Here is a 24363-nt window from a genome sequence, read left to right on the forward strand (position 1 = left end):
TGAACCTATCACTCGACGACCGGCACTATACTGCTCGAATCAGCCTTTGATGTTGCAGACCGGAACGGTCCGTGCGACTTTGTCGCCGATTCCGAGCGCATCGGACACCCGAACGACTTCGTTCACGTCCTTGTAGACGCCCGGCGCTTCCTCGGCGACCGTCGCACCGCTCTGGGCTTTGACGAAGATTTGCTCTCCCGCCAACTCCTCCCGAACGTCTTCGCCCCAGTACTCCCGCTTGGCCTGCGTGCGACTCATCACCCGGCCCGCACCGTGTGCGGTCGAGCCGAAACTACGCTCCATCGACGCCTCGCCGCCTCGGAGAACGTAGCTTCCCGTCCCCATACTGCCGGGGATGATGACGGGTTGGCCGACGTCGAGATACGCGCCCGGTACCTCGGGATGTCCCGCCGGAAACGCCCGCGTCGCGCCCTTCCGGTGGACGAACAGTTCTCGCTTCTCGCGGTCGACGGCTTCATCGTCTCCCACTGGTTCCCCCTCCGACCCAACCCCCACGACGTGCGTTTCCTTCTTGGCGATGTTGTGGGCCACGTCGTACAGCAACTCCATGTCCATCGCTCGCCACGGCCGGTCGAACACGTCCTCGAACACCTCCCGCGTCCGGTGCATGACCAGCTGGCGGTTCACCCACGCGAAGTTGATGGCCGCACCCATCGCCGCGTAGTACTCCTCGGCGAGTCGGCTTCCGGCCGGTGCCGCGGCGAGTTCCTTGTCCGGAAGCCGCGACAACAGGTCGGAGTGCGTCCGCTCGATCTTTCGCAGGTAATCCGTACAGACCTGGTGACCCAACCCCCGACTGCCGCAGTGGATGAGAACGACGATTTGCCCCTCGGACAGTCCGTACGCCTCCGCAACGTCGTCACGGAACACGTCCGCCACGCGCTGGACTTCGAGGAAGTGGTTGCCGCTGCCCAGACTGCCCAACTGGTTTTTCCCGCGATTTTTCGCTTTTTCAGAGACCGCCGTCGGGTCGCTCTCCTCTCGAACACCCTCGTCCTCGCAGTGTGCGAGGTCGGCGTCCGTCGCGTAGCCCTCCTCCAGCGCCCATGCCAGGCCGCGGTCCAGCACCTCGTTTACCGTGTCGATTCCCGCCTCCACGACACCACCGCCGCCCAATCCGGACGGAATCGCGTCGAACAGTTCCTCCACGAGTTCCTCCTCGTGGCCGCGCACGTCCTCGGCCGTCAGGTTCGTCCGCATCATCCTGACGCCGCAGTTGATGTCGTAGCCGACCGCCCCCGGCGAGATACAGCCGTTTTCCGCGTCGATCCCGGCGACGCCGCCGACCGGAAAGCCGTACCCTTGGTGTCCGTCCGGCATGCAGACCGCGTACTTCACCACTCCCGGTAGACTGGTCGCGTTCTGCAACTGCTGGAGCGTCTTGTCCTCCGCTATTTCGGCGAGCAGTTCCTCGCTGGCGAGGACGCGCGCGGGCGTCCCCATCCCTTCTCCCTGTGGAATCTCCCAAACGTACTCCTCCACCTGTTCGAGCGTGATGTCCCCCGCGGTGTACGTTTTCATACGTAGGATGTTCGGGAGCGACCGCCGAAGCTATTTCGGGGACCGTGATGGAGGGTCGGTCGTGAGTTGCCACTCCGGTTCGTCTCGGTGGGTGTGAGAGTTCCGGAACGAGTTTGGAAGAATCTCGTCCGCTCGTTACGAAGGGAGACATCTGGTTTTTCCGGGAGAGAAATTACCGACCCCCGCTTTCTACACGTCGAAGACGACGTGGGTGCGCCATCCGTCGTCGGTCTCCTCTATCGCCATCTCGGAGTAGGTGACGGCCTTTATCTCCCGCGCGCCGAGTCCGGCGAGCGGGACGCCGCGTGCGCTGCCGGTGAGTTCCCATTCCCCGTTTTCGTCGCCGTGGATGGTGACTTCGTTTTCGACCGGGAGAACCGCCCGAACGTCGCGCTGGTAGATGAGTTCGTCCAAGTAATCGAAGAGGAGCGCTTCCCGGTTTTCGGCGCGTACCTCGATGTCGAACCGCTCTCCCGTCGCTGGAATTTCGTCCTCGTCCAGCATGGCGGCCGCCATGCCGTCCGCTGTGGCCGCGAAGGCGGCCGAAAGCGTGGCACCGGTCGCTCCGACGCCGACATCTGCGGTGTGATCGCGGAGTTCGTAGCCCATCGTGTTCCCTTCGATCGCTGTCATTTTGAGCGTTGTCACTCCGTACGCCCGCTGGATTTGTATGCCGGTGGAATTATATTTGTTTGCCTATTACTGCCACAGAGTGAGTGTGAATATCGACACGCGCGTCGTCGGGCCGGGCGACAATCGCTACGTCGGGGAGGCGTGGCAATTGAAGGAACGAATCCGGCAGGAGGAGGGCGTGCTGAAGCAACGACGTGGGTTTTTCACGGACGCGTATCGACGCTCGACCGTTTACTGTTACGTCACCGAGGACGACGAGGGCGACCAGTTGGTCGGGTTTGCGGCGGCGCGACGCGACGGCTACATACTCTTTCTCGCGGTCGAACCCGAATTCCGGGGCGAGGGATTCGGCCAGCGACTCGTCGCCAAAGTCGCGGACAACCACGCGTCCGTCACCTGCCACGCACGAACGACGAACGAGAACGCGCTCGACTTCTACCGCCACCTCGGGTTCGCCGTCGAGCGTCGTATCGACAACTACTACGAGGACGGCGGCGACGCCTACTACCTCCGGTTGGGAGAGGAGGAGAGCATCGCCAAGCGCCTCTCGGATTTCATGCGTAACTAGCGCTCACGCGTTGTAACGAATACGGATCGTCGAACAGCATCCAAAAGCAACTGCTCCATCCAAAGAAACAACGCTTTAATCGGGTGGGTGTTTCATGAACGTACGATGGAAGAGCGGACGCGAGCGTATCTTCGAGGCCGGTTCCGTGACCACTACCGAGCGGTAGCGCCGGAACTCCCGCCGGATGCCGACGAACGCGAGTGGGGCTACATCCCGTGGACTGCCGGGTCCGGAACGACCATGGTTCGGCACAACTCCCTGCTCGATTTGGGCACCCTCGGCGGCTTTCTCGAACGCGAACGTCCGCGCCACGTTTACTTCTCCGCCGGGCGCTATCACGACCCCGGCGCGGGGACGATGGAGGCAAAGCGCTGGCGGAGTGCCGACCTCGTCTTCGACTTGGACGCCGACCACCTGCCGGGCGTCACCGAGGAAACGTCCTACGCCGAGATGCTCGCGCGGTGTAAGGACGAACTGCTCGACCTGCTCGACATCCTCGAAGGGGACTTCGGCTTCGAGGACCTGACGGTCGTCTTCTCCGGTGGTCGGGGATATCACGTTCACGTCCGGGACGAGCACGTCAAAGGATTGGACCGCGAGGGACGGCGCGAGGTCGTCGATTACGTGATGGCGAACGAGATAGAGTTCGAATCGTTGGTGCAGACCGAAACGGTCGCCGGACTCGGCCTGAAAAACCCGACCCAAAAGCGAACCCTCCCGACCGAGGGCGGATGGGGTGGCCGGGTTCACGAACACGTCTGTACGTTCGTTGACGAACTCCTCTCGATGGACGAAGCCGATGCGCTCGACCGATTGCAGGAGTACGACGGCATCGGCACCGGAAAGGCACGGGGAGCGTACAACGCCGCGAAGAACAACCGCCGTGAGATCGAGCGCGGCAATGTGGACGTTCACCCCGCTTTCTACCAGTTGGCGAGAATCCTCGCTGACGACGTGTTCGCGGCCGAAAGCGCGGCGGTGGACGAACCAGTCACGACCGACACCCACCGACTCATTCGCCTGCCGGGAAGCCTCCACGGCGGCAGCGGCTTGGCGGTCAAACGGATTCCTCGCGACGAACTGGCGGATTTCGATCCGCTCCGGGACGCGATTCCGGAGACGTTCACGGCCGACGAGGTGATGGTCGAACTGCCGTCGGAGACACAACTTTCGCTCCGGGGCGAAAGCTTTAGGCTTCCCGCGGGCAATATATCGATTCCCGAATACGTCGCCATCTTTCTTATGGTGCGTGACCGGGCAGAAAAGGGGAAAGAATGAATCTCGACGAACTCCGCAGTGTGCAAAGTAAGGAGCGTTCGAAGGATAGCTTACAGCATCTGCGCGAGTCGTTTTACGGCGATGTCGGCGAATACATCCGCGGCCTTCGCGAGGAGCGCGAGCGGGCCGCCGAACGGGCGAGCGACCCGTTCGATTCCGACGAAGTCCATCGGTTGACCGACGAAATACAGACCGCCGAGGAGGTCGTCGAGGCGGTGTACGAGCGCCGCGTCGGCAAGGTCGTCAAACGTGCGAGCCTCGCCGCGGCCGGGATTCCGGCCGACGAGGAAGGACTGACCAGCGAGGAGCAGGTGCTGTTTTCGGATCTCGTGGAACGGATCGAGTCGAACAAGACGACCGTCCTCGACGTGCTGTCGGGCGATGAATCCGCGTCTACCGAATCGTCGACGGCCGAATCCGGGACCCAGACCCAAAATCAACGTGCGTCCCGAACGGACCCCGAACCGACGTCGAAATCGGACCCAGAATCTGCTTCCGACGACCGTCCGAGCGCCGAAGCGGCAGCGATCACGGGCGACGACGAGTCGGCTGAGTCCGAACCGTCGTCGCCAGCGGCGAACGCGCGGGAACCCGAACCGACGGCGACGGAAGCCGACGGCAGCGCGACGGTCGCGCCGGATAGCGCGGAGACACGGTCCGAGACCCCTCAGAATGCACCGGAAACGAGCGCATCCGAACCGAAATCGAAATCCGAACCGGAATCGGCGGAGGAACCCGACCTCTCGGACGACCGGACCATGGTCCGCATCACGCAGGATGTCGGTTCGATTCTCGGGGTCGACGAGCGCGAGTACGACCTTTCGAGCGAGGACGTGGTCGCGCTCCCGACCCAGAACGCCGGGCCGCTCATCGAGCGCGACGCGGCCGAAAAACTCGATTGAGTTCGGTCTCGCGTTCGACTGTTCGATTTTAAGGTGTCGCACTCGAAACGGAGCGTATGGTCTCCGGACTCGGGTGGTTCGTCTTTCTCGCGCTGGTCGGGACGGCAATCGTCTGGAAGGCGAGCGACATGCTGGAGCGGTCGAGCAAGCGGCTTTCCGCGTACTACGGCCTCCCGCCGGTCGTCAAAGGGGCCATCGTCGTCGCCGTCGGGTCGAGTTTTCCGGAGCTTTCGAGTACGGTCGTCTCGACGTACGTCCACGGCGCGTTCGATCTGGGCGTGAGCGCCATCGTCGGATCGGCGATTTTCAATCTGCTCGTCATCCCGGCGTTGGCTGGCATCTTCGCGGACGGCGTCGAGGCCGACCGCTCGGTCGTCTACAAGGAAGCACAGTTCTACATGATCGCCGTCTCGGTGGTGATGATCACGTTCTCGCTGGCGGTCATCTATCACCCCGTCGCCGACATGCGCCTCGGCGGGACGGTCACGCGACCGCTCGCGCTCCTCCCCGTCGGGCTATATGCGGTCTACATCTTCACGCAGTGGCAGGACACACAGGATTACGACGCGGAGGCATCGACCGACGGCATTTCGCCGCTTCGGGAGTGGGCGTCGCTCCTCGCCAGCCTCGTCCTCATCGCCGTCGCGGTCGAGTGGTTGGTTCAATCCGCCCTCGGGTTCGGTGGGTTGTTCGACACGCCGGATTTCATCTGGGGACTAACCGTGGTCGCCGCCGGGACGAGCCTCCCCGATACGCTCGTGAGCGTCCGCGCCGCGAAGGAGAACGACGGGGTGACCAGCCTCGCCAACGTCCTCGGGAGCAACGTTTTCGACCTGCTCATCGCGGTTCCGGCGGGCGTGCTCGTGGCCGGGTCGGCGGATATCGATTTCTCCGTCGCCGTCCCGCTGATGGGATTTCTCACGTTCGCCACCGTCGTCGTCTTCGGCTTCCTTCGCACCGAGCTAACGCTCTCGAAAACGGAATCGTGGGGACTGCTCGCGTTCTACTGTCTGTTTCTCGTCTGGATGGTGTTGGAGACAGTCGGCGTGACGCACGTCGTTCCGGGCGCGTGATTCGGGGCGTTACAGCGACGTTTCGTTCACGAACGCCTTGAGTATCCGCTCCTCCGCGCGGTGTGCCATGCCGCTGGCTGCGCCGGTCGTGATATCGAGTTCCGCCGCCAACTCGGTCAGCGTACATCGACGCGGCGTATCGTAGTACCCCCGCTCGACGGCTTCGGCCACGAACTCGCGCTGGGCGTCGGTGAGAAGGTTCCCGCGTCCGTCGGCGGCTTGGGAGAGCGAAAGCACCTCGAAGGTCGCACCAATTTCCCGGAGTCGGTCCCCGAGGCGGGAGAGACGTTCGTGCGAGACGGTCGCCTCGGCGACCATCTCCCCGTCCGTGACGGTAACGGGGCAGACGGGGACGATACCCGCATCGACGGTGGCGGCGTGCACGATGGAATCGGTGGCGGTGTACTGGATCACGACGGTTCGATCCTCGGCGTGTGAGAGGTCGTAGGACCGAATTTCGTCGATGCCGTCGAGCGTCGCGGTGACGGCCTCGACGTCGTCGGTTTCGGCTTCGAACACGCCGAACAGGCCGTCGCGCGCGTTCGTCACCGTCAGGAGCGTGAACTCGTCGTCGGGGCGTTCCGTGGAGAGCTTGACGAACCACTCCTCCGGAGGTGGAACTATCTTCAGACGAACGGTAGCCATGACTATCGTTCGGTCACCGACGCTAATCAACCGATTCATACCTGTGTTAACATGTTGAGACGCGAGTTGAATCGCGTCGGGGCGGTAGTGAGTACCGTATGACGACGGAAACGCGGAAGAAAACGAAAACCGGAACGACCGCCGAGCGAACTGGCGAAGGAGATATGGCCGTCACCGAAATCGTGATGTCGCGGATGGGTACTCCCGACGTACTCACCCCGCGACGGCGACCCCTCTCGTCGCCGAGCGACGACGAAGCAGTCGTCCGCGTCGAAGCCGCCGGGGTTTCGTTCGCCGAGGTGCAGATGCTCCGCGGACGGTACTTCAACCAGCCGAAATTCCCGTTCGTCCCCGGCTACGACCTCGTCGGCAGGGTGACCGAAGTCGGCGCGGACGTCACCGCAATCGAACCCGGACAACGGGTCGCGGCGCTCACCGAAACCGGCGCGTGGTCCGATCACGTCGTGCTCCCGGCCGGGAAACTGGCTCCGGTCCCCGACGAACTGGACCCAACTGCGGCCGTCGCGGTCGTAACCAACGGCGTGACGGCGTGGCAGATGTTGCACCGGGTCGCCGAGGTGAAAGCGGGGGAGACCGTGCTCGTTCACGGCGCGTCCGGCGGCGTCGGGACGCTACTCACCCGACTCGCTCGACTCGCGGACGTTCACGTCATCGGCACCGCCTCGGCGGAAAAGCAGGATGCGGTGCGGGAGTTGGGTGCGACTCCGCTGGATTATCGAAACGACGACGTTCCCGCTCGCGTCCGGGAACTCGCGCCGGACGGGGTGGACGCCGTCTTCGACCACGTCGGTGGCCCGGGCTTGACGAACTCGTGGCGGATGCTCGGGTCGGGCGGAACGCTGGTTTCCTACGGCGTTGCCGGAACGCTCGACGCGAAGGGACATCGGCTTCGTCCGTTCGTCCCGACCGTGGCCCGATTGCTGTTCTGGAAGTTCCTCCCGAACGGCCGCGACGCGACGTTCTACTACGTCGACCGCTGGCCGAAGTACTTCCGGGAGGACGTGACGAAACTGTTCGACCTTCTCGCTCGGGGTGAACTAGACGCCACCATCGACGAGCGGTTTCCGCTCTCTCGGGCGGATGAGGCGCTGGAAAAACTGGATTCCGGCGAGGTCGTCGGGAAAGCCGTACTGGTGTCCGACGAATAGATTTTCTACTGCTGAACCAGCAGTTCCACGATACCGAACCAAGCCGTCTCGCACTCGTCTGGACGAGTGTCTCTCCACCATCACGACGAACGGATTCGATAAAACAGTTCGGCGAACGACAGTTCACGCAAGCTGCTGACAGCATCGCAGGCCATCGACACAACCGACAAAAACTCGCATTTTCACAACTGCCAGAATCCGCACCCGACACAACCGCCAGAGCGAAAAACGACACGATCCACCGAAAATCGCTCGGCGACACAACCGTCGGTCACTAGTACACCTACCGGAAAATCGGAGATTTTCCGGGCCGACGACTGAATGGAGACGAACGACTCGCTAGCGAGTCGTTCGTCAAAATGAAAGAGGAGCGCTTTTGGTGCAGATTTTTATCGAGGGTCGCGGAGCGACCCTCGCAATAAAAAGGTGCTATTGGAACGTCCGACCCAACTGCTCTTCCGTTTCGGGTTCCGCGGTGTCGAAGCGCTCTTCGATCTCTTCGTAGCGTTCGCGGGTCTCCTCGGTGACGCTCGGGGTCACTTCGCCCAGCGCCTCCTCGAAGTGGTCGGCCGTGATGCGGACGTTACCGACGCTCTCGCCGATATCCTCGGGCGAGACGGTCGCGACGAACTCGCGGCTCGCGGCCATCGCGGCCTCGCGGCAGACGGCTTCGATGTCGGCACCGACGTAGCCCTCGGTCTGTGCCGCGAGTTCCTCCAAGTCCACGTCGTCGGCGAGCGGTTTGTGCCGCGTGTGGACCTCGAAAATGGCGTTGCGAGCCTCCTCGTCCGGCACCGGTACGTGGACGTGACGGTCCAAGCGACCCGGGCGCAGGAGCGCCGAGTCGATGAGGTCGGGGCGGTTCGAGGTGGCGATGACGACGACGTCCTCCAACTCTTCGAGGCCGTCGAGTTCGGTCAGCAGTTGCGAGACGACGCGCTCGCTGACCTGCGTGCCACCGCCGCCGTCGCGGCCGCGCTCCGTGGCGATGGAGTCGATTTCGTCGAAGAACACCACGGTCGGGGCGTTCTCGCGGGCCTTGCTGAACACTTCACGCACGCCTTTCTCGGACTCACCGACCCACTTCGACAGCAGTTCGGGACCCTTGATCGAGATGAAGTTGCTGTCGCTCTCGTTGGCGACGGCCTTCGCCATCAGGGTCTTCCCGGTTCCCGGCGGCCCGTACATCAGGACGCCTTTCGCGGCCTGCATGTCGAGCGCCTGGAACACCTCGGGGTAGTCGAGTGGCCACTGGATGGTCTCGCGGAGTCGTTCCTTGGTGTTCTCCAAGCCACCGACGTCCTGCCACGTGACGTCGGGGACTTCGACGAACACCTCGCGGAGCGCCGAGGGTTCGATGCCCTTCAGCGCCTCCTTGAAGTCCGCTTCGGTGACCTTCAGCGTCTCCAGTACGTCCGCCGGAATCTCGTCCGAGTCGAGGTCGAGTTCCGGGCGGACGCGACGGAGCGCGTTCATCGCGGATTCACGGGCCAACGATTCGAGGTCGGCACCGACGAACCCGTGGGTGTTGTCGGCGTACTCCTCCAAGTCCACGCCGTCCGCGAGCGGCATGCCGCGGGTGTGGACCTGCATGATTTCGAGCCGTCCTTCGCGGTCCGGCACGCCGATTTCGATCTCGCGGTCGAAGCGACCACCACGGCGGAGCGCCGGATCGACGGCGTCCACGCGGTTGGTCGCCGCGATGACCGTGACTTCGCCGCGCTCTTCGAGACCGTCCATCAGCGAGAGCAGTTGTGCGACGACGCGGCGCTCCACGTCACCGCCGGCCTCCTCGCGCTTGGGCGCGATGGAGTCGATCTCGTCGATGAAGATGATCGCGGGGGCGTTCTGTTCGGCCTCCTCGAACACCTCGCGCAGTTGCTCTTCGGACTCGCCGTAGTACTTCGACATGATCTCCGGCCCGGAAATCGTGCGGAAGTAGGCGTCGATTTCGTTGGCGACGGCTTTCGCCATCAGCGTCTTCCCGGTTCCCGGTGGCCCGTGGAGCAGGACGCCCTTCGGCGGGTCGATGCCGAGGCGGCTGAACAGCTCCGGGTGGCGCATCGGGAGCTCTATCATCTCGCGAACCTGTTCGAGTTCGCGCTCCAGACCGCCGATGTCCTCGTAGGTCACGTCGGGGCGGGCTTGACCGCCTGCACTGCCGCTCGCCGCGATTTCCTCGGCTGGTCGTTCGCTGATCTGGATGTCCGTCGAGTCGGTGACGACGACCGTTCCGTCGGGGTCGGTCTCGGCGACTTTGAGCGGGATGGATTGGCCGGAACCCATGCCCATCAGGCCGAAGCCGAACGGGATCGCTTGTCCCTGCGTGATCGCTTGGCCGCTCAACTTGTCACGGATGTGCGGCGCGATGTTCCCGCGAATCTGGAGGTTCTGCGGGAGTGCGATCGTCACCCGGTTCGCGGGGCTTACGTCGGCCTTCTCGATGCTGACCTTGTCGTCGATGCCGACGCCGGCCTCCTGCCGGAGTTTCCCGTCGATGCGGATGATTCCGCGACCTTCGTCCTCGGGGTAGCCGGGCCATACACGCGCGACTGCGCGACCTTGCCCACGCCCCTCGATGACAATGTAGTCGCCATTCTCGACGCCCAACTCGTCCATGGAGCGTCGGTCAACCGCCGCGAGTCCACGACCCGCGTCCTTTTGCTTGAGCGGCTTGACTGTCAGTTTCATTGTCCCACCTCGATAGTGAGGACACCGTTGTTGATAAACGCTTGCGCGTCATCGGCCGACAGCTCTATTTCGGTCTGGAAACTGTCGCCATCGCGCTCCACGACGACGATTGCCACGTCGTCCAGCACGTCCACAGAGACGTCGGCCGTGCCGAAATCCGCGACGATGAGCTCTCCGTCGTCGTAGTCGTAGCGACGGGCGATACTATCTTCCTGCTGTGATATGTGTTCGAGAGTCATCTTTAGCTAACCTTTGGTTAGGTACGCAAGTATAAATAACTTTCGACGGTTATGGCCTTGCAGTACTGCGATTCTCGTTTGGTGGTACAATTGTGGTCCACCTATTTTTATCCCCCTTTTGCTCCCGGTCACGGCCTCGTCCCCACTCGGACGCAACTCCGACATCGGACCCGTCTCCGGCGTCGAACACGCGACCTCGACATCGAACTTTATACTTCGTGCGCGAGAACGAATCCGTATGGAGTCAGTCACGCATCAGGGTCGGGAGATTGCATACCGCGTCGTAGACCGCGGTGGCGACGGAAATCCGGTTCTGTTCGTCCACGGCAGTGGGGGAACACACGATATTTGGAAGGCACAACTCGCTCGCCTCGCCTCCGAGTTCCCCGTCGTCGCCCTCGATTTGAGCGGCCACGGCGGCTCCGATGACGTCGATTCCGATCCCGGTTGGGGAACCCTCTCCGCGTACGCTGGCGACGTGCTGGCGGTTGCCGAGGCGACAGACGCCAAGACCCTCGTCGGTAACTCGCTCGGCGGTGCCATCGTGATGCATCTGGTCCTCGAACGTGATTTCGAACCCGAAGCGCTCGTTCTCGCCGGAACCGGCGCACGGCTTTCCGTCCTGGACGATTTGCTCTCGTGGTTGGACGACGATTTCGACCGAGCAGTCGAATTCCTCCACGGCGGCGACCGGTTGTTTCACGACCCGGACGACCGGTACGTCGAACTATCGAAGGAGTCGATGTATGCGGTCGGCCAGCGGGTGACGAGTCGTGATTTCCACTCCTGTCACACGTTCGACGTGTGTGACGAGGTGGACGGAATCGCCGCGCCGACGCTCGCCGTCGTCGGCGAATACGACATGCTCACGCCGCCGTGGTATCACGAATTCCTGGCCGAGAACGTGCAGGACGGCAGCTACGCGGAAATAGAGGGAGCGGCCCACCTCGCCATGCTCGAAACCCCCGACGCGTTCAACGAGACGGTCGTGGAGTTCCTCGACGCCGCGCGGTAGTTGCCCATCCGAGTGGACTACGTACAGCCCAAGTGGATCGTATACAACCCTAACGAACTGCGTTCGTTCTCAAAACAGCTCTCGATTCGAAATCGGCTCAGTACACGCCGTCCAGTTCGTCCTCGACGTGACTGTGTTTCTTGCCGGGGAACTCCTCCGATTCGACCTCGTCCCGATACGCCGTAACCGCACGCTCCATCTCGGTTTTCACGTCGCCGAACTGCTTGGCGAACGGCGGACTCCACTCACCCAGTCCGATGACGTCGTTGATGACGAGGACTTGTCCGTCCGTCTCCGGACCTGCCCCGATTCCGATGGTGGGGATGTCGAGTTCCGCGGTGATGGTCGCCGCGAGGTTCGCCGGGATGTGTTCGAGGACGAGGGAGAACGCTCCCGCATCCTCGTGTCGTTTGGCGAGATCGAGTATCTCGTCCGCCTCGTCCCGTGTCGTTCCCTGTCGAACGTGGCCCAACTGATTGACGCTCTGCGGTGTCAGACCGAGATGGGCCATCACCGGAACTCCGAGGTTCGAAAGCGTCTCGGTCAGTTCGACGGTGTGGGGGCCGCTCTCGATTTTGATGGCGCTCGCGCCCTCCTCTTTCAACATTCGACCCGCGTTCTCGACTGCGGTCTTCTCGTCGTAGCCGAAGCCGAGGAACGGGAGGTCGGCGACGACGAGGGCGTCTTCAGTCGCCCGCACGACCGAACCGGTTCGACTCGCGATCTCGTCCACCGTCACCGGGATCGTCGAGTCGTATCCCAGTACTGCGTTACCCATGCTGTCTCCCACGAGTATCATGTCGATACCGGCCTCGTCGATAACGGCCGCGGTCGGCGCGTCGTAGGCCGTGAGCATCGTAATCGGCTCCTCGCCCGCCTTGGCGCGGATATCCCTCACCGTTGGCATACTTCGAACTCGTCGGTCCGACGGCTTAACCTGCCCGGTCGGAACGTTCCCCGGAATCCGACCTGACAACCCTTAAGGCGGCTCGGTTCCCGCGTTTAGCCGTGCGGAACCAGTCGAAACCTACGAACCTGACGGCATCGACTACGGATGGGTGATGCAAATGACGTTCGTCACCACGATTACCATCGGTGCGCCACTCGTCGCACTTCTCGCGTTCGTCACCGGCGTCTCGCTTCCGACGTGGAGTTCGCGCGCCTCCTTCGCCATCAGGATCGGTGCGATCGTATGGTTCGTCACCGCAATCGCCGTGTTTCTCTACGCTCGCGCCCATCAGACTCCCGAAACGTAATTTTAACCAAAGATATACAGTGATACGCATTTCCAAACGAAAAGGCGCTATTTTTGGGAAATTTAGGATGTGTATGGGAGCTGAGTGTTCCTTCGGTTCACTGCTTCCCCTCCGGCTTTTTCTCCCACCTCATTTTGGATATCTATAGTTTAGCGGCCAATAACGGTATTAACCAGAACTCCTGAGAAAGGTCCATGACGGGAACGATAGCCGAGGTGGCGTTTCCCGCCGATGAGTTCGCCCTGGGAAAAACACTCGATGCACTCGATACGGTTCGATTCGACATCGAGCAGGTAGTCGCCTACAATCGGAACCAGTTCATGCCCTTCGTCTGGGCCGGAACCGACGACCGTCTGGGAGTCGAAACCGCGTTCGAAGCGGACGAGAGCGTCCGCGATTTCCAGTTGATAGGGGGATTCGAGACCGAATCCCTCTACCGACTCGAATGGATCAAGGACATCGAATTGTTGACCCAAATCCTCGTCGAGGAGAACGGGACGGTGTTGACAGCCAGCGGAAAGGACGATACGTGGTACCTCCAGTTGCTGTTCAGCGAGCACGATGCCGTCACCCGAACCCACGAGTACTGCCGCTGTCGAGGGATCGACCTCGACTTACAGAACATCCACGAGTTCTCGAAGGGTCGGACGGAACGATACGGCCTCACCGAGAGCCAACGGCGGACGCTCCAACTCGCGTACAACACGGGCTACTACTCGGTGCCGCGAAACGCGTCGGCGACGGACCTCGCCGATTCACTCGGCGTGACTCACCAATCCATTTCCGAAAAACTCCGCCGAGGGCACTCGAACCTCGTCAGAAACACGCTCGCGCTCAACGAGTAACCGCCGCGTAGTCGAAGAGACTCTGTCCTGAAGAATCTACACGTACTCGAAGGCCACATCCGCCCGCTCCGCCGTCAGTTCGTCGCGGGGGGAGTCGCCGATGAAGAGAGCGGGACCGTCGACATCCAACGCGTGAAGGGTCGCCAAAAGTGGCTCGGGGTCCGGTTTCCGTGTCGGGACCGAATCACGGCCGATCACGGCATCGACCGCGTCGGCGAGTTCGTGCGTTTCGAGGCTCACGTGGCAGGATGCCTCACAGTTCAGCGAGCAGACGCCGACGGGCACCTCGCGTCGAAGCAGTTCGTCGGCGTGGGGAAGTCGCGTCGACCGCCGAGCACCGGTACACTCGTGGTCGCCGATGACCGTCTCGACCACATCGCGGACGTTCGCCTCGTCGGCCAAATCCAGCATCGCCCAGAGGTCGACGTTACTCGCATCGACACCGTGGTCGTCCAGCACCGCGGCGACGTCCACCGCGACCTGTTTCCAGTTTACGATGAGGTCCACGAGCGTCCCATCCAAGTCGTACACGACCGCCGAAACGTCATCTCTCACGGTCACCGGTATGTGTGGTGGTGGCAAATGGACTTCGGTTGGGGCTAACGCAATGAGAAGTAAGCCGATGTTCGGATATCGACGGGTATGGAAGACGTTCGTCGCTCGATTTGTCCAGTCGTTCTGAGCCGAATTTGTCCAATCGTTCTCAGCCGAGCAAGTTGCGCGCGATGACCTTCTTCTGGATTTCGGACGTTCCCTCGTAGATGGTCGTTATCTTCGAGTCGCGGTAGAATCGTTCCACGTCGAAATCCGTCGTGTAGCCGTAGCCGCCGTGAATCTGGACCGCTTCGTTCGTGATGTCGACGGCGGACTCGCTGGCGAAGAGTTTCGCCATGCTCGCGGCCGTCGCGTGGTCCTCACCGGCGTCCGCGAGGCGGGCCGCATCGCGGGTCAGCAGTCGTCCCGCCTGCAACTTCGTCTGCATGTCCGCCAGTTTGTGACGGATGGTCTGAATGTCCGCTATCGGTCGGTCGAACTGCTCGCGGTCCTGGGAATACTCGACGGCTTGGTCGAGCGCCGCCTGCGACAGGCCGACGGCCTGACTGGCGATGCCGATGCGGCCACCCGTCAGGATGTGGAACGCGGCCGACAGCCCTTTCCCTTCCTCGGTCAGTCGGTTTTCGGCGGGAATCCGGACGTCGTCGAAGATGAGACTCGTCGTGTCGCTCGCTCGCAGACCGAGTTTCTCCTCCTTCTTGCCGACCTCGATACCGGCGTCCTTCGGGACGACGAACTGCGTGACGCTCCGCGGGTCGTCGCGGTCCGTCTTGGCGAACAGGACGACCACGTCGGCGCGCTTGCCGTTCGTGATCCACTGTTTCTTGCCGTTGATGACGTACTCGTCACCTTCACGACGCGCTTCGGTGGACATCTCCGCCGGGTTCGACCCCGCTTCGGGTTCCGACAGCGCGAACGCGCCGACCGGGCGACCCTTCGCCATCTCGGGAAGCCACCGCTCCTTCACTTCCTCGCTGCCGAACTCCGAGAGACAGGACGTCGCCAGACAGTGCACCGACAGCGCGGTTGCGACCGACAGCGCGCCGTAGGCGACTTCCTCGTTGACGACGCTGTACGTCAACTTCCCGACGTCCAACCCGCCGTATTCCTCGGGCACCGTCATTCCCATCATGTCGAGTTCGGCGAGTCCGTCCCAGACGTCTTCGGGGAACTCCTGCTTCTCGTCGCACTCCCCTGCCGTCGGTCGGATCTCCTCCACGGCGAACTCCCGGACCACGTCCTGAATGGCCCGTTGTTCCGCTGAAAGGTTCATGATGGTTCTTCGAGTGCCGGAGGAAAAAGGTACACGTTCCGCGCTTTCGAGGACCGACCGGTTCGGTGGGATGGGGGGCTTCGGTTGGTGCTGTGAAGGTGGCGGTTACTGGAGCGAGGTTCACGAATCTCACGACCGTTCGAAGCTGACTCGGCTACGTACGCCGTTCGAGGTTATCCCGCGAATCCGAGCGTCGTGAGGACGAGAGTGAGACTCCAGCCTGTCGCATCGACGATTTTGTAGCCGAGGTAAATCCCGATGATGCCCATGATGCCCGGCAGTTCGGGTGGGGCGGGAATCGGAACGCCGACGAACTTGAACAGCGCGCGGTCAACAGACCGGTCAGCAACGCAAGCGCAGTGAGTGTGTAATCCATCGGGTAGGTACTCCGGAGAGTGCGGTGAAAAGTAGTTCGGACTGTGGCGTCGTTCGGGCGAGCTCGCCGTTAGCGACGCTGTGAGAGGGGTTGTGCTACCCCGAGCGGGACCGAGATCCACGCGTCGTCCCGCGTGATGTCCGCGATGATAGCCAACTTACCGCCGTCGTCGTCCTCGTCTACGGCGAACATGACTTCGCCGTCCGGAACCAGTGCATCCGAGTCGTCGGTTGAGCATGTCCAATTCAGAGTCAATCACCGTCGTTCACTTGCCTGCCGTTCGGCAAGTCTGGAGGCATATCTCTCCTTCTCCCCCTTTGTTATGGACCCCCTTCGGCGTTACAAGAACCCCTTACCGGGCCGGAAACCCGGTTTACGGCGAGTTGGACTGTCGGTATGGTCGGTACAACCGACCGGTGGGGCGGTACGCGCAGGATAACAAAGTACCATCCGGGAATACGCTGGTCACGGACTGATTTCCATGCCGCTTCTAGAACGACAGACGGCCCAGCATCGCGCGACGACCGCCAGCGAACAATTACGCGTATGAGCCACGAGACGAACGAATCGTGGTGGACACGGATCACGCGTCCCGTGTTGGAGTTTCCGATCGATTTGGCCATCCTCGGTATTGCAGTCATACTCCTCTCCCTCGCGCTGCTGCAACCGGGGGTGTACGGAACGCCACTCGCAGTCGCGTTGGGGATTCCACTCGTGTTCTTCGCTCCGGGGTACGCCCTCGTCGCGTTGTTGTTCCCGCAGGCCGGAAAACAAACGTCGAGATGGTCGAGTCCGGGGCGGTTCCGGCAGGACGGTGTGACGGCGGGTGAACGGTGTGCGCTCTCGTTCGGCGTCAGCGTGTCGTTGCTGACGACGCTCGGCGTCATCTTCTCGCTCGCTCAACTGTCGTTCGCGCCGCTGCACGTTCTCGGTGCGATCGTCGGGTTCACGCTCGTAGTCTCGCTTTTCGCTGTGATTCGGCGGTTCTACGTGCCGAAACAGAATCGACTGTCGATCTCGGTTCGGAGCGGTTCCGCTCGGTTGTATCGTGCGCTCTTCGACGAGGAATCGGCGACCGACGTGGTGCTCAACCTCGCGCTCATGCTCTCGGTCGTGATCGCACTGACGTCCGTCGGGTTCGCCGTCGCCGCCCCGCAGGACGGCGATCACTTCTCCAACCTCTCCCTGCTCACGAAGGGATCCGACGGGAAGTACGTCGCCGAGAACTACCCGGAGAACATCACGGCGGGCGAGTCCAAGCCCGTGTTCGTCGCCGTCAACAATCACGAGGATACAGCGGTTCACTACACCGTCGTCGTCGAACTCCAGCGCGTTGAACAGCAGTCGAACGGTGCGGGTCGCGTCACTAAACAGGAGGAGTTGGGGCGGTTCGACCATCGACTCAACGCGGGCGATACGTGGCGCTTCCGCCACGATATCGCGCCGACGATGACCGGGGAGGACCTCCGCGTCGAGTACCTGCTTTACAAGGGCACTCCGCCCGGCAATCCGACGGTGGACAACGCCGACCAACACGCCCAATTCTGGATCAACGTGACCGGATAATGTGGCCGTGGGAACACCTCGCGTTCGGCTACCTTGTGTACTCCTCGTATCGTCACTTCCGCACCGGGCGGCCGCCGAGGGGCGACGCCGTCATCGTCCTCGTCGTCGCGACACAACTGCCGGACCTCGTGGACAAACCGCTCGCGTGGACGCTTGCAATCCTCCCGAGCGGTCACTCACTGGCCCACTCGCTCGTCACGGCGGTTCCGCTGTCCGTGGCCGCGCTCGTGCTCGCACGTCGGGCGAACCGAACGGACATCGGCGTCGCGTTCACCGTGGGCTACCTCTCGCATCTCGCCGGGGACATCATCTATCCGCTGGCCATCGGCAAGGAGGCCTCGTTCTCCTTCCTGCTCTGGCCGCTCGTTCCCGTTCCCCCCGACAGTTCGAGTCTCGGCTTTCTGGCACGATTTCACGAGTACTTCGGCGACTACCTCGCACACCTCGGCGATCCGGCAGTTACCGGCTACATCGCGCTCGAACTCGGTCTCCTGCTCGGTGCGGCCTGCCTCTGGCTGTTCGACGGGTTACCGGGACTTCCGCGGGCAATCACCCGTTACGCACCCGTCGTCGGACGGTAACGGGCCGATAATCGGTGCGAATGCCGACGTGACTTATTTTCCGGAGAGAACCGTTCCGCAGTGATGACAGACGTCGTTCTCGCGTTCGTTTCTCGCGCCACACGATGGACAGTTGGTTTTCTTGGTCGGGTTCGCGCTCTCCCCGTCCGATCGTCCGGACGAGATGCCGACTCCGACCAATAGGACCCCCGCGACGATGATTCCAAGCGATCCGAACATCGAGCCGATGCCGAGGAAAATGAGTGTGAGGCCTCCGGCAACGAGAGTATTTTCCATACGTTCGGCAGCGAACCGTGGATAAAAAGTCTTGTCGTGTTTCTTACCGGAACCGCTTGTACACGTCGGACAGCAGGTTCATCATCCGCGTGCCGCGCTCCATGCTGTGATAGCGGACGAGTTCGGGGTTGAATTTCGCCTTGTAGCCACAGAGTCTGCGCTCGTTCGCGCCGACGAGGTCGTAGCGTTCGATTCCCTCGTCCATCGCGTCGCGCATGATGGCCCAGTCAACGAGGTCGTTGATGGGAACGTCGTGGTTGTGCTTCGCGCCGCCCTGCCAGCGGTACACGCGCTCGTCGTCGGCGAGGGCGATCATCCCGCCCGCGAACTCTCCGTCAACGTCACAGACGTACGGGCGAACCGCGCCCTCCGGCAGCCGTCGGTGGAGGTCCACGACGAACTCCGGGGAGAGGCTGTAGGGTTCGTCCTGTTCGTCGTGCCGGGCTTTCACCTGCCCGATTATCCGGCGGATCGCTTCCGGGCCGCGAACGTCGATCTCGTAGCGATTCTCGTCGGTTCGGGTGTTGCTCCGGGCGTCGCCGCTGAAACTGGCCAGCACGTCGTCCTCGCCGGGCGTGAGATCGACCTCGTAGGTGTGTCGCGGCTGGATTTCGAACTCGTTCCACTCGAACGGGCGGACGTCCGTGTAGCCCGCACCCGTGCGGACGTGGACGTACTTCGGCGCGAACTCGTGGTCGAGCCACTTGAGACAGCCGTCGATGAACCGGCGGTGTCGGCGTTCGGCTTTCCGCCGCTTCAGCTTCCCCATGTTCAGCAGGGCCGGGCCGAGGCTGGGGAGCCAGATGCCCGGCGGCGGCGAAAACACAGTCGTCATCCCGCCCTTCGATATCGTGAAGACGGGGAACAGTCCCACGGGTTCCTGTCCCTTGTACCCCATGAGGGGATGGAACTCCGAACCGGTGTGTTCGGCCTGCACTTCCAGCGACTCCAGTCGGTGGAAGACCGACCCCTGTGGCGACCGTTCGACGAGGTCGTTCCAGCGATCCAGATCGTTCGTCCGCTCTATCCTGATGCCGTCTTTTTCGATGGTAATACTCATTCGAGATATCCGAGGTCCGCAAGTCGCGTTTCCACGCGCTCGTCGTCCGTTTCGACCGTCTCGCCCGCTTCGAACGCGGGGTAGCTCTGCTGGCCGACCGATTCGACGACCGGGAGAACCCGGCCGTCCATCCGGTCGCTCGCCGGGAGTCCGAACGTCGCCAGAATCGTCGGTGCCACGTCGAAGAGATGGGCACCGGCACAGTTCGCGTCCGGGTCGATGCCGTCACCCGCCGCGGCGAAGATGCCGTCTCGCTTGTGGTTCCACGGCTCGCTCGGTTTGCCGAACTGCTGGCCCCTGAGTTGGGCCGAGAGGAACTGATCGAACTCCGCGGGGACACAGACGATGTCCACGGCGTCCGCGCTGTACGGCCCGGTGAAGTACTCCTCGCGCGGGGCGACCGTCTCGAACACGAGGTCGCCGTCCGGCGTCCTGACGTCGCGCAGTTTCTCGATTATCTCCGCGCGAACCCCTTCGTACTCGTCGGGAGAAACGACGCCGCTCGGGTCGCGTCCCTCGACGTTGAGTCGAACGCCGCACTCGATCCTGTCGCGCATGTACGCGACGGAGTTGGGGAAATCGACCTGTTCCGTTGCCGCGCGGATGAACTGCTCGGGGACGTGTTCCGCGACGACGGTGTCCAACCCGACGCGTTCGAGTACGGTTCCGATCCGTTGGCTCGTGATGCCGACCCGCGCGGCGAGCGCGAGTCCCCGTTCGGCCATCCCCTGCTCGTGGGAGGAACTCTCCTCGCCCTGCTGTAACTGGTTGCCCGCGATGGTTGACCACGAGGGCATGCCTTCGCCGCCGCGGGCGGTTTCGACGTAGCCCTCTTCGTGCAGGAAATCGTTGACGCGGAACTCGTAGCCGTTGTACTCGCCGATGCCGTGGTCGCTGGCGACGACGACGGTGTCCGGGTCACACGTATCGAGGATTTTCCCGACCTGCTCGTCCACCGCTTCGTACACTGCTCTGGCGACTGCCTCGTCGCCCGGGTGTTCGTGAAAGAGCGTGTCCGTGCTCTGGAACTGGACGAAGCCGAAGTCGGGGTCGAAGCGACCTACGAGATATCTAAATGCGTCACCGCGCATGCGTGCGAGGCGACGATACCATTCGACGGATTGCTCCTCCGGGAGGTTCCGCGGCGGATACACCCGGTAGCCGCCGATCTCGTCCCGAACTTCGTCGAGGAGTCCTTCGGGGTGACACGTCGGGTTTTCCGGTGCGGTGTACCCCGGCAGTATCGCGCCGTCGATTTCGCGCGGCGGGTGTGTGACGGGTGCGTTGACGACGACGCTCGACAAGTCGTGTTGGTCCAGTAGTTCCCAGAGCGTGTACTCGCGGACACGGCTGGCGTTCACCACGTCCCAATCGTAGCCGTCGAAGTGGAGAAAGCCGAACACGCCGTGCTTTCCGGGATTAACGCCGGTGTACAACGAGGGCCACGCGCTGGGGGTCCAGGGCGGTAGTTGCGATTCCAGTGGCCCGGTCGACCCCTCATCGAAGATCGAGGCGAGGTTCGGGAGCGCCCCCTTCTCGAACAGCGGTTCGAGGACGCTCCGACACCCCGCGTCGATTCCGACGAGGAGGGTCTGCATCTGACAGTCCATGCTGTTTTCGCGAACCCCTCGTTCGTCCTTTGTTATGCGTCAGTTTCCAGCCGTTTAGAGGGGTCGTACTGGCCGAATCTCCGTCAAACGTCGTCAGTCGGGGAGCGTGTGACTCAATACCACCTTTCTCCAGTTCGACGGCGATTACTCTCGATCCGGCATTTTAGCGGGAGTCCCTGGACGCGATACGCGTCCCATCGGCGGCCCAGCCGTTCTCTCGACGCAATCGACCATCAAATATTTCAAACGGCACAGTGGCCCCAAACCGATACATACATAAAATAGGAGAAAAACATTGAATCTGCAATGGCACGCGACACGACGACAGGCGAGCGATATCCTTCCTGAAAGGGCAGGTGTAGCATCGACGGTTACATCTTGACCGATGTCACGGATGCTCACTTCGCGACGAAACGTAATCGAAGTCATTCTCAGGGCCAAATGGACGACGACTCGGTGGTAATGTGGCGTTTCCATCGGAAATGACATCTTTCTCCCCTCGGATGCCTGTCATTAGATCGTCTTAAATAATGAGGATTGCATTGAGACGGGATCGTAATCTACTTAAATTGGTAATGCGGCATTGAAACCATGGCACGCGACGAAACGGCACGCGATTCGACAGACAGCGGTCTGTTAAACCGACGTTCGTATCTGAAATTCGCCGGAGCGACGGCAGCAGCCTTCGCTACGGCCGGGGTAGCGAACGCAGAAGACTATCGAACCATCACCGTCCCTGCTGGCCAACAGAAATCGATCCACGTTGGGGACGGAGTGACGTTCGAGAACGTCCTCATCGACATCACCGCATCCGGTGCTGGGGTGGCGATCACGACCAGCGGAAACGGATGGACGATTCGAAACGTCGGTATCAAAGGACAGCACAGCGGTGAGAGCTTCATGATCATGCCCGGCGTCGAATCGCCGGACGGTCACGGTCTCATCGAAAACGTCTACATGGGCGACGGTACCAAGGCAAGAAAACACGGCGGCGGGGTCTGGGTCAACGCCAACCTCCCTCACCGCGGTACCATCACCTTCCGCCGGACTCACATCGCGAACACGGTCAACAACGGCCTGTACGCCTCCGGTCCGGGTAGTAAAGGCGCGAACGGGATCACGAACGTCGAGGATTCGTACTTCCACTCGAACAACATCTCCAACATCCGCCTGAACGCGAAGGGCCCCCGAACCCCGTACGTCAAGAACACCGTGGTGAAGGTCGATGAAAGTACGCCCCCGTGTGGCGAGAACTGTTCGGCACCCGGTACGGTCAACAACCGCGGTGTCTGGTCCTGGTACGGTACGACGAAAGTCATCAACTCCGACATCCAGGGTGGATTGGTGACCGCACACGGCGGTAACGTGCAAACGGAAAACACCCGAACCGGCGACAACGCGGACCTGACGCCACCGAAAGGCGTCCCGATGACCGCGGAGCAGGCGGCGAGCGGTGCGGCCAAGAGTCACGGAAATCGCAAGCGAGCGGCGAAGAAAAAGCAGTCGAAAGCGAAGGGACTGCCGAACGTCATCAGCATTTCGAGCAACTCGTCCTCGAAGGCCGCGTCCTACGAGTTCGAGGTCGCCGGAAAGATCCGAAAATCGACCGATCACGGAGCCTCGAAGGACGACGACGACACGCTCAACAACGGTACCGCAACCGGCTCCGTCGCAGGCGGCACCGACAGCTACGAGTTCTCGGGCCCGCTCGTGAGCTTCAGTCTCGACGGCAAGGCGACGGTGTCCCTCAACGGCGAGCAGGTCACGGCGGGCAAACTCGGTCTGCCGAAAACAATCGTCATCGACGGCCACAAAACCGCCGGGTCGAGCAGCTACTCCTTCGACGTCGGCGGGTCGGTCGCCAAATCCGACGCCCTCGGTTCGATCAACAAGATGGACACCGTCGAAGGCACCCGCGTCACGGGGAAGGTCTTCAACGGTAAGGACGGCTATCGATTCTCGGGCGACTTGAAACGGCTCCAGGTCGACGGCAAGGCGCGCATCTCGATCGGAGCGGGGAAATAATGAGCCGGTCCCGCTGGGAGCGACTTCCCGCCAACCCCGACCTCGAAGGGGACCTCGGCTACGAAATCGACGAGTGGGACGTTATCCGCGCCCGCCGAGACGGGCGCGGCCGACTCATGTTCCTTCCGAAGGACAAGGACATGCTCCGCGACGATGCGTTCATCCTCGCTGACGCGGACGCCGTTTGTAACGTCGAAAAGAAGCAGTAGCTCCTCCATCGGACCCCTTCGAGGGCCGTTCTTCTTCCACCTACTGCCCTTCGGCCCGCCGCAGTTCGGGCGGCAATCCCTGCACGGTTCGCCGCCGATAGTAGAGATACTGGGCGATGGCCGAAACCCCGTACGCGACGAGAATGATGACGGCAGTGGCGATGCCGGAAATCAGCGTGAACGGGTATATTTCGAACCAGACGCCGAGCACGAGCAGGATGCTCCCGAGCGAGAGCGCGAGGTAGTATCTGTCCCACGGAATCTCGGGTCGAGAGACGTCGCCGAGGTACGTATCGAGTTCACGTGCGCGTCGCGAGAGGGAAATCTCGCCCTCGTCCCTGTCGTACTCCACGATTCCGGCGTCGTCGAGTTTGGGAAGATGGGTCTGATAGAGCGAGATGTAGACGCGCTTGCGCTGCTCGCTCGTCAACCCCGAGAGCGTGGTGTCGTTCTCCCACACTGCGACTTGATCGGTCAGGTCGGACAGCTCGACGATTCCACCCTCACGTCGCAGGTAGTAGAGCGCATAGCGTCGTCGTGGACTCTTGAGAACCTCGAACACCTGGTCCTGTGAGAGTCCGGAACTAGCCATCGTATGGGGAGAGAGGCCGCTCGCTCATCGAAACCAATACACCTCCGTTTGCGTACGCGACCAGCCTGTGGTCACGGCTTCCACCACCGCATACACCGGCAATCACCGCTTCCCCACTTTGTTACCACGGTGCTGTTCTCGGGTAACGTCGCCATACACCCCGTCCATTCGGCCGTATTCCTCGTTCCCGGTCGGGTAACGCCGATTTCGGCGGGTAAACGGCTCGTAGCGGGGCTAGTCCGGAGCTACCCGCCGCCAAGGAGCGTATAACAAAGAGGACAGGTAGGGCATGGGGAATAACGCCCAGTCCGTCGCACGCACGGCGGAATCGGGCGATTCATGACCCAAGCTATGAACTCACTACCATCCACTGACACGCCCTGT

Annotated in this window: 25 protein-coding genes and 1 pseudogene; 12 read left to right on the forward strand and 14 right to left on the reverse strand. The window is 62.2% G+C overall.

Annotated elements, in window-relative coordinates:
• Positions 1 to 39 precede the first annotated feature (39 nt).
• Both A4G99_RS15490 and A4G99_RS15495 read right to left on the reverse strand, forming a co-directional pair.
• Positions 40 to 1542: an RtcB family protein gene (locus A4G99_RS15490; RefSeq protein ID WP_066145531.1), complete on the reverse strand. Its 1503-nt coding sequence runs from the start codon at positions 1540 to 1542 to the stop codon at positions 40 to 42.
• 189 nt (positions 1543 to 1731) lie between these two features.
• The gene (locus tag A4G99_RS15495) at positions 1732 to 2151 is read right to left on the reverse strand and encodes an archease (protein ID WP_066146633.1); all 420 of its coding nucleotides are present in this window, start codon (positions 2149 to 2151) and stop codon (positions 1732 to 1734) included.
• A 103-nt stretch (positions 2152 to 2254) separates the two neighbouring features.
• Here A4G99_RS15495 and A4G99_RS15500 point away from each other — a divergent pair, with 103 nt between their 5' ends.
• The 4 genes from A4G99_RS15500 (at position 2255) to A4G99_RS15515 (ending at position 5996) form a co-directional block, all read left to right on the forward strand.
• Positions 2255 to 2743, forward strand: a complete 489-nt coding sequence (locus tag A4G99_RS15500) for an N-acetyltransferase (RefSeq protein WP_066145533.1) — start codon at positions 2255 to 2257, stop codon at positions 2741 to 2743.
• Positions 2744 to 2848: 105 nt separating this feature from the next.
• Positions 2849 to 4021, forward strand: coding sequence for a DNA primase small subunit PriS (priS, locus tag A4G99_RS15505; protein WP_066145536.1), 1173 nt, complete (start codon positions 2849 to 2851; stop codon positions 4019 to 4021).
• The gene (locus A4G99_RS15510) at positions 4018 to 4923 is read left to right on the forward strand and encodes a hypothetical protein (RefSeq protein ID WP_066145539.1); all 906 of its coding nucleotides are present in this window, start codon (positions 4018 to 4020) and stop codon (positions 4921 to 4923) included. The genes priS and A4G99_RS15510 overlap by 4 nt, the downstream gene beginning before the upstream one ends.
• 56 nt (positions 4924 to 4979) lie before the next feature.
• Positions 4980 to 5996, forward strand: coding sequence for a sodium:calcium antiporter (locus A4G99_RS15515; RefSeq protein WP_066145542.1), 1017 nt, complete (start codon positions 4980 to 4982; stop codon positions 5994 to 5996).
• Positions 5997 to 6005: 9 nt separating this feature from the next.
• Here the strand turns inward: A4G99_RS15515 and A4G99_RS15520 are convergent, their stop codons facing one another.
• Positions 6006 to 6641, reverse strand: a complete 636-nt coding sequence (locus tag A4G99_RS15520) for a helix-turn-helix domain-containing protein (RefSeq protein ID WP_066145546.1) — start codon at positions 6639 to 6641, stop codon at positions 6006 to 6008.
• A gap of 98 nt (positions 6642 to 6739) precedes the next feature.
• Here A4G99_RS15520 and A4G99_RS15525 point away from each other — a divergent pair, with 98 nt between their 5' ends.
• Positions 6740 to 7810, forward strand: coding sequence for a medium chain dehydrogenase/reductase family protein (locus A4G99_RS15525; protein ID WP_066145549.1), 1071 nt, complete (start codon positions 6740 to 6742; stop codon positions 7808 to 7810).
• 429 nt (positions 7811 to 8239) lie between these two features.
• Here the strand turns inward: A4G99_RS15525 and A4G99_RS15530 are convergent, their stop codons facing one another.
• Both A4G99_RS15530 and A4G99_RS15535 read right to left on the reverse strand, forming a co-directional pair.
• A complete protein-coding gene (locus A4G99_RS15530; RefSeq protein ID WP_066145551.1) occupies positions 8240 to 10501 on the reverse strand; it encodes a CDC48 family AAA ATPase in 2262 nt (753 codons plus the stop codon).
• Positions 10498 to 10740 carry a hypothetical protein gene (locus A4G99_RS15535; RefSeq protein ID WP_066145554.1) on the reverse strand — a complete coding sequence of 81 codons (243 nt, stop codon included), beginning with the start codon at positions 10738 to 10740 and terminating at the stop codon, positions 10498 to 10500. Before A4G99_RS15535 ends, A4G99_RS15530 begins: the two co-directional genes overlap by 4 nt.
• 238 nt (positions 10741 to 10978) lie before the next feature.
• Here A4G99_RS15535 and A4G99_RS15540 point away from each other — a divergent pair, with 238 nt between their 5' ends.
• Positions 10979 to 11755, forward strand: a complete 777-nt coding sequence (locus tag A4G99_RS15540) for an alpha/beta fold hydrolase (protein ID WP_066146635.1) — start codon at positions 10979 to 10981, stop codon at positions 11753 to 11755.
• A 97-nt stretch (positions 11756 to 11852) separates the two neighbouring features.
• Here the strand turns inward: A4G99_RS15540 and panB are convergent, their stop codons facing one another.
• On the reverse strand, positions 11853 to 12662 hold the full coding sequence (panB, locus tag A4G99_RS15545; protein ID WP_066145558.1) for a 3-methyl-2-oxobutanoate hydroxymethyltransferase: 810 nt from the start codon (positions 12660 to 12662) through the stop codon (positions 11853 to 11855).
• Between the two features lie 160 nt (positions 12663 to 12822).
• Here panB and A4G99_RS15550 point away from each other — a divergent pair, with 160 nt between their 5' ends.
• Both A4G99_RS15550 and A4G99_RS15555 read left to right on the forward strand, forming a co-directional pair.
• Entirely contained in the window at positions 12823 to 13011 is a 189-nt protein-coding gene (locus A4G99_RS15550; protein ID WP_394337461.1) for a DUF5822 domain-containing protein, read from the forward strand.
• Between the two features lie 194 nt (positions 13012 to 13205).
• Positions 13206 to 13856 (forward strand): helix-turn-helix domain-containing protein, encoded by a 651-nt coding sequence (locus tag A4G99_RS15555; RefSeq protein WP_066145563.1) that lies wholly within the window; start codon positions 13206 to 13208, stop codon positions 13854 to 13856.
• A gap of 36 nt (positions 13857 to 13892) precedes the next feature.
• Here A4G99_RS15555 and A4G99_RS15560 read toward each other — a convergent pair whose 3' ends face one another.
• The 4 genes and pseudogenes from A4G99_RS15560 to A4G99_RS15575 form a co-directional block, all read right to left on the reverse strand.
• Positions 13893 to 14411 (reverse strand): HAD family hydrolase, encoded by a 519-nt coding sequence (locus tag A4G99_RS15560; RefSeq protein ID WP_082837875.1) that lies wholly within the window; start codon positions 14409 to 14411, stop codon positions 13893 to 13895.
• Between the two features lie 148 nt (positions 14412 to 14559).
• The gene (locus tag A4G99_RS15565) at positions 14560 to 15684 is read right to left on the reverse strand and encodes an acyl-CoA dehydrogenase family protein (RefSeq protein ID WP_066145569.1); all 1125 of its coding nucleotides are present in this window, start codon (positions 15682 to 15684) and stop codon (positions 14560 to 14562) included.
• A 173-nt stretch (positions 15685 to 15857) separates the two neighbouring features.
• Positions 15858 to 16060: pseudogene (locus tag A4G99_RS29875) on the reverse strand (XapX domain-containing protein).
• Positions 16061 to 16129: 69 nt separating this feature from the next.
• Complete coding sequence (locus tag A4G99_RS15575; RefSeq protein ID WP_066145572.1) at positions 16130 to 16315, reverse strand: hypothetical protein; 186 nt, start codon at positions 16313 to 16315, stop codon at positions 16130 to 16132.
• A gap of 291 nt (positions 16316 to 16606) precedes the next feature.
• Here A4G99_RS15575 and A4G99_RS15580 point away from each other — a divergent pair, with 291 nt between their 5' ends.
• Together A4G99_RS15580 and A4G99_RS15585 are read left to right on the forward strand one after the other, a co-directional pair.
• Positions 16607 to 17626: a DUF1616 domain-containing protein gene (locus A4G99_RS15580; RefSeq protein WP_066145575.1), complete on the forward strand. Its 1020-nt coding sequence runs from the start codon at positions 16607 to 16609 to the stop codon at positions 17624 to 17626.
• Positions 17626 to 18207 (forward strand): metal-dependent hydrolase, encoded by a 582-nt coding sequence (locus A4G99_RS15585; RefSeq protein ID WP_066145578.1) that lies wholly within the window; start codon positions 17626 to 17628, stop codon positions 18205 to 18207. The genes A4G99_RS15580 and A4G99_RS15585 overlap by 1 nt, the downstream gene beginning before the upstream one ends.
• 33 nt (positions 18208 to 18240) lie before the next feature.
• Here the strand turns inward: A4G99_RS15585 and A4G99_RS15590 are convergent, their stop codons facing one another.
• The 3 genes from A4G99_RS15590 to A4G99_RS15600 are packed head-to-tail and all read right to left on the reverse strand — an operon-like array spanning position 18241 to position 21153.
• Positions 18241 to 18483: a zinc ribbon domain-containing protein gene (locus A4G99_RS15590; protein ID WP_066145581.1), complete on the reverse strand. Its 243-nt coding sequence runs from the start codon at positions 18481 to 18483 to the stop codon at positions 18241 to 18243.
• A gap of 43 nt (positions 18484 to 18526) precedes the next feature.
• The gene (locus A4G99_RS15595; RefSeq protein ID WP_066145584.1) at positions 18527 to 19543 is read right to left on the reverse strand and encodes a GNAT family N-acetyltransferase; all 1017 of its coding nucleotides are present in this window, start codon (positions 19541 to 19543) and stop codon (positions 18527 to 18529) included.
• On the reverse strand, positions 19540 to 21153 hold the full coding sequence (locus A4G99_RS15600; protein WP_190303779.1) for an alkaline phosphatase family protein: 1614 nt from the start codon (positions 21151 to 21153) through the stop codon (positions 19540 to 19542). Before A4G99_RS15600 ends, A4G99_RS15595 begins: the two co-directional genes overlap by 4 nt.
• A 591-nt stretch (positions 21154 to 21744) precedes the next feature.
• Here A4G99_RS15600 and A4G99_RS15605 point away from each other — a divergent pair.
• Positions 21745 to 23178: a hypothetical protein gene (locus A4G99_RS15605; RefSeq protein WP_066145590.1), complete on the forward strand. Its 1434-nt coding sequence runs from the start codon at positions 21745 to 21747 to the stop codon at positions 23176 to 23178.
• A complete protein-coding gene (locus A4G99_RS15610) occupies positions 23178 to 23387 on the forward strand; it encodes a hypothetical protein (RefSeq protein WP_066145593.1) in 210 nt (69 codons plus the stop codon). Before A4G99_RS15605 ends, A4G99_RS15610 begins: the two co-directional genes overlap by 1 nt.
• A gap of 40 nt (positions 23388 to 23427) precedes the next feature.
• On the opposite strand, the gene A4G99_RS15615 is transcribed toward A4G99_RS15610, so the two are convergent.
• Complete coding sequence (locus A4G99_RS15615) at positions 23428 to 23979, reverse strand: hypothetical protein (protein ID WP_066145596.1); 552 nt, start codon at positions 23977 to 23979, stop codon at positions 23428 to 23430.
• Positions 23980 to 24363: the final 384 nt, after the last annotated feature.

It is taken from the genome of Haladaptatus sp. R4, assembly GCF_001625445.1.
Lineage (GTDB): Archaea > Halobacteriota > Halobacteria > Halobacteriales > Haladaptataceae > Haladaptatus.